General features: G+C 75.0%; 10 protein-coding genes. 8 read left to right on the forward strand and 2 right to left on the reverse strand.

Annotated features, from left to right (window positions below; translation table 11 throughout):
- The 5 genes from ACJOT3_RS27705 to ACJOT3_RS27725 form a co-directional block, all read left to right on the forward strand.
- The coding region (locus ACJOT3_RS27705) for a hypothetical protein (protein WP_406976060.1) at positions 1-361 on the forward strand (361 nt) is incomplete at its 5' end.
- Positions 351-1,955, forward strand: coding sequence for a sensor histidine kinase (locus ACJOT3_RS27710; RefSeq protein ID WP_406976061.1), 1,605 nt, complete (start codon positions 351-353; stop codon positions 1,953-1,955). The genes ACJOT3_RS27705 and ACJOT3_RS27710, both read left to right, overlap by 11 nt.
- 19 nt (positions 1,956-1,974) lie before the next feature.
- Positions 1,975-2,634 carry a response regulator transcription factor gene (locus ACJOT3_RS27715; protein WP_406976062.1) on the forward strand — a complete coding sequence of 220 codons (660 nt, stop codon included), beginning with the start codon at positions 1,975-1,977 and terminating at the stop codon, positions 2,632-2,634.
- Between the two features lie 205 nt (positions 2,635-2,839).
- Positions 2,840-3,433, forward strand: a complete 594-nt coding sequence (locus tag ACJOT3_RS27720; protein WP_406976069.1) for a DUF4956 domain-containing protein — start codon at positions 2,840-2,842, stop codon at positions 3,431-3,433.
- Complete coding sequence (locus ACJOT3_RS27725; protein WP_406976063.1) at positions 3,430-4,191, forward strand: polyphosphate polymerase domain-containing protein; 762 nt, start codon at positions 3,430-3,432, stop codon at positions 4,189-4,191. The genes ACJOT3_RS27720 and ACJOT3_RS27725 overlap by 4 nt, the downstream gene beginning before the upstream one ends.
- A 106-nt stretch (positions 4,192-4,297) precedes the next feature.
- On the opposite strand, the gene ACJOT3_RS27730 is transcribed toward ACJOT3_RS27725, so the two are convergent.
- Positions 4,298-5,125, reverse strand: a complete 828-nt coding sequence (locus ACJOT3_RS27730; RefSeq protein WP_406976064.1) for an NAD(P)H-binding protein — start codon at positions 5,123-5,125, stop codon at positions 4,298-4,300.
- A 64-nt stretch (positions 5,126-5,189) separates the two neighbouring features.
- Here ACJOT3_RS27730 and ACJOT3_RS27735 point away from each other — a divergent pair, with 64 nt between their 5' ends.
- A complete protein-coding gene (locus tag ACJOT3_RS27735) occupies positions 5,190-5,765 on the forward strand; it encodes a TetR/AcrR family transcriptional regulator (protein WP_406976065.1) in 576 nt (191 codons plus the stop codon).
- Positions 5,766-5,926: 161 nt separating this feature from the next.
- On the opposite strand, the gene ACJOT3_RS27740 is transcribed toward ACJOT3_RS27735, so the two are convergent.
- Positions 5,927-7,873 (reverse strand): heavy metal translocating P-type ATPase, encoded by a 1,947-nt coding sequence (locus ACJOT3_RS27740; protein WP_406976066.1) that lies wholly within the window; start codon positions 7,871-7,873, stop codon positions 5,927-5,929.
- Positions 7,874-8,261: 388 nt separating this feature from the next.
- Between ACJOT3_RS27740 and ACJOT3_RS27745 the strand changes: the two genes are divergently transcribed.
- Both ACJOT3_RS27745 and ACJOT3_RS27750 read left to right on the forward strand, forming a co-directional pair.
- Entirely contained in the window at positions 8,262-9,431 is a 1,170-nt protein-coding gene (locus ACJOT3_RS27745; protein ID WP_406976067.1) for a hypothetical protein, read from the forward strand.
- Positions 9,428-9,844 (forward strand): GntR family transcriptional regulator, encoded by a 417-nt coding sequence (locus ACJOT3_RS27750; RefSeq protein ID WP_406976068.1) that lies wholly within the window; start codon positions 9,428-9,430, stop codon positions 9,842-9,844. Before ACJOT3_RS27745 ends, ACJOT3_RS27750 begins: the two co-directional genes overlap by 4 nt.
- Positions 9,845-9,877 lie beyond the last annotated feature (33 nt).

Below are 9,877 nucleotides of genomic sequence, written 5' to 3' on the forward strand. Positions count from 1 at the left end.
GAGATCACCATGGGTGTTGTCGGCGGTGGTGGCCGCCATCGCGGTGGTCCTGCTCGCGGGGGCGGGGCTGGTCTGGAGCCTGACCTCGGGTGACGCCGGCCCGGTGCCCCCGGGCGAGGTCGTCGTGGGCGAGTCCCCCGGGGCGGTGCCGGAGGCGGAGGAGTCCGCCGGGGGCGAGGGTGTGGTGCCGCCCCCGCCGCCGGTGACCGACCGGTCGCCGGAGCCGTCCGACGGGGAGTCCGGCGCGGGGCCCGGTGGCGGTGCGTCCACTCCGCCCTCACCCGGTGCCTGCCCGGGCGGGGACGACGACGATGACGACGACTGCGATGACGATGACGACGGGGACGACGATGACGACTGACGGCCCGGGCTTCCCTGATGACCCTGGCCTCCCCGGGGGCCCGGGCTCCCCTGACGGCCCGGACTCCCCCACCCGGGACCTGGGCACGGCGTCGCACGGGGTCCGGCGGTCCGCGGGCGCCACCGCGGTGTTCCCCACCATGGTGCTGCGCGACGGGCCGCCCGAGGTGCGGCGGCACCAACGGCTCCTGCCCGCCCGGCTCATCATCATGGCCTGGGTGGTGCTGCTCATGGCGCTGACCCTGGCCCTGGTCGTGCTCGTCACCTGGAGCGCGCTGAGCGGCGGGGTGGGCGACCGGGCCGACCGGGCGCTGACCCAGGAGATCGCCGAGTTCCAGGAGTTCGCCCAGGTCGGCAGGGACCCGCAGACCGGGGAGGCGTTCGCCTCGGTCGCCGGACTCATGGAGGTCCACCTGGCGCGGCAGTTCCCGTATCCGTCGGAGATCCTGTTCGGCTGGGTCGAGGGGGGCGGCGAGGAGGCCGGGCGGATCCGCCAGGGGCAGGAACCCCTCTACGACGTGTCCGCCGACCCGGACGCGGTGGCCGCGATCCTCGACGACCCGAGCGGCCGCGGCACCCTCCAGACCCCGGCCGGACCCATGGAGTGGATCAAGGTCCGGGTGCGCGCCCCCGACGCCGCCGGGGCGGACGGCTGGTTCGTCACCGGGTACTTCACCGACCCCGACCAGGCGGCCGTCGCCGAGACCGTGCGGACGATCAGCCTGGTCAGCCTGGTCGGCCTGATCGCCGCCGCTGCCGCCGCCTGGTGGGTGGCCGGGCGGATACTGGCCCCCGTCCGGCTGGTGCGCCAGACCGCCGCGGAGATCACCGAGGAGGACCTGACCCGGCGCATCGAGGTGTCCGGGCGCGACGACATCGCCGCGCTGGCCCAGCAGTTCAACAGCATGCTGGACCGGCTGGAGGGCGCGTTCATCGAACAGCGGCGGTTCGTGGACGACGCCGGGCACGAGCTGCGCACCCCCATCACCATCGTGCGCGGGCACCTGGAGCTCATGGGCGACGACCCGCAGGAGCGGCGCGAGGTGGTCCGGCTGGTCACCGACGAGCTGGACCGCATGGGCCGCATCGTCGAGGACCTGCTGCTGCTCGCCAAGTCCCAGCAGCCCGACTTCGTGCGCCCCGAACCCGTGTCCCTGGCCGAGCTGACCAGCGACATCGACGCCCACGTGCGGCGGCTCGGCGACCGCGACTGGCGGCTGGAGGCCATGGCCGAGGAGGAGTGGCGGCTCGACGCGCAACGCGTCACCCAGGCGGTCGTCCAGCTGGCGGCCAACGCGGTGCGCTACACCGAACCCGGGTCGACCATCCGGATCGGTTCCATGGTCGACGGCCCCGACGTGCTGTTCTGGGTCACCGACCAGGGCCCCGGCATCGCCCCCGAGGAGCAGGGGCGCATCTTCGGCCGGTTCTCCCGCGGCGGGGCGGCCCGAGCGGGCGGGGGCGGCGCCGGGCTGGGCCTGGCCATCGTCCGGGCCATCGCGGAGGCGCACCGGGGGCGGGTGGACCTGCGCTCGGCGCTCGGCCAGGGGTCCACGTTCACCCTCGTCATCCCCCGTGGAAAGGAACAGCAGTGAAGAACGGAAGGGAGCAGCGGTGAGCCGCATCCTCATCGTCGAGGACGAGGAGAGGATCGCCTCGTTCATCCGCAAGGGGCTGTCCGCAGGCGGGTTCACCACGACCGTGGTGGGCACCGGCGCCGAGGCGGTGGACTACGCGGTGACCGGCGGGTTCGACCTCATGCTGCTGGACCTGGGGCTGCCCGACACCGACGGGTTCGACGTGCTGCGGCGGGTGCGCGCGCTGGGGGTGGACATCCCGGTGGTGATCCTGACCGCGCGCGACGGGGTGCGGGACACGGTGACCGGGCTGGAGATCGGGGCGGACGACTACGTCACCAAACCGTTCCGGTTCGAGGAGCTGCTGGCCCGGGTGCGGCTGCGGATGCGCCGCGAGCGGACGAGCGAGCCGACCGTGCTCCAGGCCGGGGGCCTGGCGCTGGACCTGCGGACGCGGCGGGTGGCGGTGGACGGCGACACCGTGGACCTGACGGCGCGGGAGTTCGCGCTGCTGGAGCTGCTGATGCGGCACCCGGGGCAGGTGCTGAGCAGGCAGCAGATGCTGTCGCACGTGTGGGGCTACGACTACGACCCGGGGTCGAACGTGGTGGACGTGTTCGTGCGGGCGCTGCGGCGCAAGGTGGGGGCGGACCGGATCGTGACGGTGCGGGGGATGGGGTACCGGCTGGCGGACTGAGGCGCGGGGCACGGGAAAGCGCGGGCCGGGGGCGGGGGTCCCCGGCCCCCGGCGTGTCCGGGGTCGGGGCGTGTCCGCCCCCGGGCGCGCGCCCGGGGGCGGCGGGGCGGGGTGGACGGACGGTGGCGGGACGGTGTCCCGGGCATGAGGATTCCCTCATGCGGGGCTCATGGCCGCCTCACCCGGGCGGCACACGATGGTCACCATGTTCTGGTTCGCGTTGGCGATCGACCTGATCGCGATCACCCTGCTGTCGTACGTCCTCTACTTCCGCCGCCACGGACGGCGGGACCTGCTGCTCGCCTACGTGGCGCTCAACACCGGCATCTTCGCCGTGGTGTCGATGATGACCGGCCAGGAGGTGGCGCTGGCGGTCGGGTTCGGGCTGTTCGGCGTGCTGTCGATCCTGCGGCTGCGCTCGGACCTCATCAGCCAGGGCGAGATCGGGTACTACTTCACGGCCATCGCGCTGGGGCTGATCAACGCGGTGGCGGTGTCGGCGCCGTGGGTGCTGCTGGGGCTCAACGTCCTGCTGCTGACGGTGATGTACGTGGGCGACCACCCCCGGCTGCTGGCCCGGCACGAACGTCGGATGCTCACCCTGGACGCGGTGCACGAGGACCCGGTGGCGCTGCGCCAGGACCTGGCGGCGCGGCTGCGGGCGCGGGTGACCCGGGTGGACGTGGTCGAGGTGGACTACGTGCGCGACCTGATGGTCGTGGACGTGCGGTTCCGGGTCCCGGCGCCGGGCGGGCTGCCCGCCCGCAGCGGCACGGCCTCCCGGTGGGAGGGCCGTTGAGCGCGCTGACCGGGCTGCCCGCGCTGTCGCTGGAGGAGATCAACGCGCGGGCCGCGCTGGTGACCCGGACCTGCCGCAAGTACCTGGTGCCGGAGGAGGCGGTCGACGGGCTGTTCCCCGGCTCGGCGTTCGGGGTGCTGACCATCGGCGGGCGGACGTCGTTCCGGTACTCCTCCACCTACCTGGACACCCCGGACCTGCGGTGCTTCCGGGACCACCGGCAGGGGCGGCGGCTGCGGTACAAGGTGCGGGTGCGGACCTACGAGGACACCGGGACGCGGATGTTCGAGGTCAAGCTCAAGGGGGCGCGCGGGATCACCGACAAGGTGCGGGTGGAGCACGGCGGGGAGGCGGACCGGCTCACGCCGGCCTCCCGGCGGTTCCTGGACGACACCCTGACCGCGTACGGGATCGTGCCGCCGGACGTGCTGACGGCCAGCGCGGTGACCGACTACCGGCGGACGACCGCGGTGGCGCTGTCCGGGCGGGAGCGGGTCACCGTGGACACGGGGCTGGTGGGGCGGCGCGGCGGGTGGTCGGTCGCGATGCGCCCGGGGTGGGCGCTGCTGGAGGTCAAGACGCGCGGCGGGCTCACGGAGACCGAGCGGCGGCTGCACGCGCTCGGGTTCCGGGAGGTGGTGTTCACCAAGTACGCGTCGACCCTGGCGGCGCTGGAGCCGGGGCTGCGGGGCAACAGGTGGCACCGGGCGATGGCGGCCTGCCTGGACCACCCGGCGGCGGAGCGCGCCGCCGCCTGACCGGGGGCGATGTTTCACGTGAAACCTCGGACCGCCTTCACCTGCGGGGATACAGGCCGCGAATAGGGCGAACCGGGACGTCCGGCCGCCCCGGGAGGTGCGGTCGCTACCGGTGGTCCGCGGCGAACCGGGCGAAGGTGTACGGCTCGCGGCCGGTGAGGTCGCGGACGGCGGTGGTGGTCTCGGACATCGAACCGTCGGCCATCTCGGCGTACAGCCACAGCAGGTCGTCCACGAACCCGGCGGGGAGGCCGGCGGCGCGCAGGTCGCGCCCGGCCTCCCCCGGCGGCACGTCGCGGAAGGGGACGCCGAGGAGGTCTGCGATCTCGGCGTGGGTGAGCGCCTCGGGGCCGGTGAGGTCGTGGTCCCGTCCCAGGCCCTCGTCCCCGGTCAGCAGGACGGCGGCGCAGGCGGCGATGTCGCGGGCGTCGACGTAGGCGACCCGGCCGGTCCCGTAGGGCCCGGCCAGGGCGCCGTCGGGGGCGAAGGCGGCGGGGGCGAGGAGGTTCTGCATGAAGCCGGTGGGGCGCAGGGTCGCCCACGCCGGGCCCGCGGCGCGCAGGTGCCGGTCGATCCCGTGGTGGGCGAGGACGGACAGGCGGGAGTCGGGCGAGGGGCGCCAGGCGGAGACCTTGACGATCCGGGCGACCCCGGCGGCGCGGGCGGCGTCGATGGCGGCCCTCTGGTGGGCGACCATCGGCTGCGGCCCGGTGACGGGCTGCGCGCCGGGGCCGTTGAGGAAGAGCCGGTCGACGCCCTCCAGGGCGGCGGCCAGCGAGGCGGGGTCGGCGAAGTCCCCGACGGCGAAGGGGTGGCCCAGGGCCTCGCCCTTGGCCCGGTCGCGCACCAGCGCGCGGAAGGGGGTTCCGCGTTCGGTGAGTTCGCGGACGAGGTGGCGGCCGATGGTGCCGGTGGCACCGGTCACGAGGATCACGGGGGGCTCCTATAAAATGAGGGACCCTCAAGAAGTTAGCCCAAAGTCGAGGAGCCCTCAAGATATGACCGCGGAATCCTCCGGACGTCCCATGCGCGCCGACGCCCGGCGCAACCGCGCCCGGCTGCTCGCCGAGGCCGACACGGTGCTGCGGGAGCAGGGGACGGGGGCGCCGCTGGAGCAGATCGCCCGGCGGGCGGGGGTGGCGGTGGGGACGCTCTACGCGCACTTCCCCACCCGGCGCGCGCTGCTGCTGGAACTGCTGCGGGAACGGCACGAGGCGCTGTTCGCCCTGGGCGACGGGCTGACCGCCGACGCCGACGCGCCGCCGGGCGAGGCGCTGCTGCGCTGGGCGCGGGCCGTCGCCGACCACGGCGCCGTCTACAGCGGGCTGTCGGACGAGCTGCTGGGCGGGCTGGAGGACCCGGAGTCGGAACTGCACGAGGCGTGCGCCCGCCTGTCCGCCGCCGGGACGACCCTGACCGAGCGCGCCCGCACCGCCGGGCAGATCCGCGCCGGCGTCACCGCCGACGACGTGTTCGCCCTGATCAGCGCCGCCGCCTGGACCCGCGACCGCCTCTCCGACCCCGCCCGCGCCGACCACATGACGGACCTCGTCCTGTCCGCCCTGCGCCCCTGACCCGAGAAGGCGAGGGGCCGCCGCCCCGTATCCGAAGCGGGGCGGTGGCCCGCGCCGACCGCCCCTTCCCGCTACAAGAGGGGAGGATCGACGTTCCGATCCTCCCCTCCGCACCGTTTCCGCGCCACCCCCGCGGGGTTGCGGTCCGGTTTACGGTCGCCCTAATCCGCCGGGGACAGGTCCACTCCGCGCAGCAGCTGCGCGTTGAGCGCCACGATGACCGTCGACAGGCTCATCAGCACCGCGCCCACCGCCGGGGCCACCACGATCCCGACCGGCGCCAGCACCCCCGCCGCCAGCGGGACCGCGAGCACGTTGTACCCCGCCGCCCAGGCCAGGTTCTGGATCATCTTGCGGTAGCTCGCCCGCGACAGCTTGCGCACCGCCACCACGCCCCGCGGGTCGTCGGAGGCCAGGACCACGCCCGCCGACTCGATGGCCACGTCGGTGCCCGCGCCGATCGCGATGCCGACGTCGGCCCGGGCCAGCGCCGGGGCGTCGTTGACGCCGTCGCCGACCATGGCGACCGTGCGCCCGCGCTCCTGGAGGTCGCGCACCACCGCGTCCTTCTGGTCCGGCAGGACCTGGGCGAACACCTCGTCCAGCCCCAGGTCGGCGGCGACCGCGTCGGCCACGTTGCGGGCGTCGCCGGTGACCATCGCCACCGCGATGCCCTGTTCCCTGAGCTGCCGGACGGCCGCCCGCGACTCGGGCCGCACCTCGTCGGCCAGGGCCAGCGCCCCCGCGACCTCCCGCCCCGCGATCACGTGCAGCACCGTCGCGCCGCGTTCGCGCCAGGGCCGGGTGCGCGCCTCCAGCTCCGGCGGCTCGGTCAACCCCAGGGACTCCAGCAGCGCGGGCCCGCCCACGTGGACGTCCTCGCCGTCGACCTCGGCCCGCACCCCGCGCCCGGTCAGCGACCGGAAGCCGGTGGCGGACGGCACCGCGCCGGCCTCCCGGGCCGCCCGCACGACGGCCCTGGCCAGCGGGTGCTCGGAGTCGGCCTCGACCGCCCCCGCCAGGGCCAATACCCGGGCGGGGTCCCCGTTGGGGGCGGCGGCGTGGCCGATGACGGCCGGGGCGCCCTTGGTCAGGGTGCCGGTCTTGTCGAACAGGACGGTGTCCACCAGGCGGGTGCGCTCCAGCGCCAGCCGGTCCTTGACGAGGATGCCGTTGCGCGCCGACAGCGCCGTGGAGATCGCGATGACCAGCGGGATCGCCAGCCCCAGCGCGTGCGGGCAGGCGATGACCAGCACCGTCACGGTCCGTTCGACGGCCTGGGTGGCCTCGCCCAGCGCCGACCAGACGGCGGCGGTGAGGACCGCGGCGCCCAGCGCGAACCAGAACAGCAGTCCCGCCGCGCGGTCGGCCAGCACCTGGGAGCGTGAGGTGGAGGCCTGTGCCTCGGCGACCAGCCGCCGGATGCCCGCGAGCGTGGTGTCCTCGCCGACGGCGTCCACCCGGACGCGGACGGCGGAGTCGGTGGCCACGGTCCCGGCGACCACGCGGTCGCCCGCCCCGCGGGTGACGGTGCGGGACTCGCCGGTGATCATGGACTCGTCCACGGCCGCCGAACCCCGGACGACGGTGCCGTCGGCGGGCACCCGGCCGCCGGAGCGGACCAGCACGGTGTCGCCGGTGCGCAGGTCGGCGACGGCGACCTCCTCGGTCGCGCCGTCGCCGCCGATCCGCTCGGCGCGGTCCGGCAGCAGCGCGGCCAGCGCCTCCAGCGCGCCGGACGCCTGGCCCAGGGCGCGCATCTCCAGCCAGTGGCCGAGCAGCATCACCACGACCAGCAGCACCAGCTCCCACCAGAAGTCCAGCATCATGCCCACCACGCCGAGCGTGGCGAGCAGGCTGGAGCCGAAGGCGACGGTGATGGCCATCGCAACCAGGGTCATCATCCCGGGTCTGCGGTCCCTGAGCTCACCCGCGACCCCGGACAGGAACGGCCAGCCGCCGTAGAGGTAGACGACGGTGCCCAGCAGCGGCGGGACCCAGGTGAGGGGCTCGGCCACGTGGTAGCCCAGCCACCCGGACACCATGTGGCTGGTGAACACCACGGGCAGGCTGAGCAGCAGGCTCCACCAGAACCGTGTCCGGAACATCGCCGCGTGGTCCCCGTGTCCGCCACCGTGCCCCATGTGGCCGCCGTGTCCGGAGTGGCCACCATGCCCAGAGTGGTCACTGTGCTCTGAGTGATCTGCGTGATCACCGTGGTCGGCGTGATCCGTGTGCACTCCGCCGTGTCCGGAGTGGTCCGTGTGGTCACCGTGGTCGTGTGCGCTCATGTCCCTCTCCTCCCCCCCGGAATATACCCAGGAGGGGTATCACCGGGGCGGGTCGCCGCGCCGTACGGCCTTCGCCCTCCCTCAAGACCTATACCCCCTAGAGGTATTCCCGCAAGGGCCGGAGGCGCGGAACCGCCCGAGACTGGACACCTCTTTGTATCAATGATTTAATACATTGACTCAAAGAAGAACCGGAGGAGACCGCATGTCCGCGCACGTCCTTCTTTTCCTCTCCGACGACACCAGGGAGTGGCTCGGCCTCCCCCTCGTCCCCGTCGTCCTACTTCTGGCGCTGCTGCTCCTGGCGTCACCGCCGCTGTCGGCCTCGACCCCCGGCACGTCCCCCGCCCGCCGCCTCGCCGTGCTGCTGATCCCGCTCGGCGTCGTCGCGGTCATCGCCCTGGAGGTGTTCACCGTCCTGCGGGCCTGGGCCGCGCTCCCGATGGCCCTCGCCCTGATCGCCGCCGGCATCGCACTGCTGGTCCGCGCCCGGCGGGAGGCCGCGGTCCAGGGCGTGGTCCCGGCCGCCGCGGGCACCGCCGCCGTGCGCGGCCACGGCACGGCGGCCCTCGTCGGCTTCGTGGCCGCCGTGGCCGCCCTGGTGGCCGCCTACTTCGCACTGGGCGGCGAAGGGGTCATCGCGATCTCGTCGGTGCAGGTCGCCGGGCTGCTGGCCGCCGTCGTCACCGCCGGCCTGATCGCGGACCTGCTGCCGCGGCTGCGCACCCGCACCCGCCGCGCCGAGCTGCGCCCGCGCGGCTGGAACACCGTGCTGTCCCGCCGGGAGGCGGTCACCGCCGCCGCCCTGACGGCGGCCGTCACCGCGGCCGCGTTCGCCGTGTCCTACGGCGAGTACCTGATGACCAAGGCCGCCGACTGCTACCCCGCCCGCGTCCTGGCGATGTCCGTCGCCGACGACACCCTCGCCCTCGGGCTGACGGGGTTCGCCGCGGCGGGCGCCGGCCTGCTGGGCGCGGTGGGCGTGAGCGCCGCCGCGGCCCGGCCCGCCATGGCCCCGCTCTCCCCCGCACAGGACCGGGCGCTGCGCCGCCTCTCCGCCGCCCGCGCCCTGTACGCGGCCGTCGGGGCCCAGCTGGTGATCGCGGGCGACCTGCTCACCGGCGCGGCCTACGCCCTCCTCCCCGTCGACCCGGGCTGCTCGGCCGGAGGCACGCTCTCCCTCGCCGCCACCGCCTGGGCTCCCGGGCCCTACGCTCCCGGCGGGCTGCTGGCGCTGGGCGGGCTCGTCCTGATCGCGGCCGGGGTGCTGGCCTGGCTGGTCGGCACCTGGCGCGCCACCGCCCGCGCGCTCACGGACCTGGAGTCCGCGGCGGTCGTCGCGGACGCCACCGCCTCCCTCGGAGGACACCGGTGATCATCGAGGTCAACGAGCAGAGCCCCGTCCCGCCCTACGAGCAGATCCGCGGCCGGATCGTGGAGCTGGTGCTGTCCGGGGAGCTGCCGCCCGGGACCCGGCTGCCCAGCATCCGCCAGCTCGCCGGGGACCTGGCCGTGGCCCCCAACACCGTCGCGCGGGCCTTCCGCGAACTGGAGGCGGTGGGGGTGCTCGCGAGCCGCAGGCGGCACGGGACCTCGGTCACCGCCGACGCGACCGAGCGCGCCCGGTCCGCTCCCCCGCCGCTGCGCTCGACCGCCCCGCCGTCGCCGGAGCCGGACACCCTGGACCGGGCCGCGCGGGACTACGCCGATCGGGCCCGCGGCCTGGGCCACGGCCCGGAGGAGGCCGTCGCCGCGCTGCGCAGGGCCTGGGAGCGGCGGGGAGGCTGAACCCACCGGACCCGAAAGAAAAGGGGGGCGGGG

The organism is Nocardiopsis protaetiae, from assembly GCF_045446735.1.
GTDB classification, from domain to species: domain Bacteria; phylum Actinomycetota; class Actinomycetes; order Streptosporangiales; family Streptosporangiaceae; genus Nocardiopsis; species Nocardiopsis protaetiae.

Excerpts from the sequence above, each read along its gene's own strand:
- ACJOT3_RS27745 (WP_406976067.1), top strand. The coding sequence starts at position 8,262 with ATGTCCGCGCACGTCCTTCTTTTCCTCTCCGACGACACCAGGGAGTGG.
- ACJOT3_RS27735 (WP_406976065.1), top strand. The coding sequence starts at position 5,190 with ATGACCGCGGAATCCTCCGGACGTCCCATGCGCGCCGACGCCCGGCGC.
- ACJOT3_RS27740 (WP_406976066.1), bottom strand. The coding sequence starts at position 7,873 with ATGTTCCGGACACGGTTCTGGTGGAGCCTGCTGCTCAGCCTGCCCGTG.
- ACJOT3_RS27720 (WP_406976069.1), top strand. The coding sequence starts at position 2,840 with ATGTTCTGGTTCGCGTTGGCGATCGACCTGATCGCGATCACCCTGCTG.
- ACJOT3_RS27710 (WP_406976061.1), top strand. The coding sequence starts at position 351 with ATGACGACTGACGGCCCGGGCTTCCCTGATGACCCTGGCCTCCCCGGG.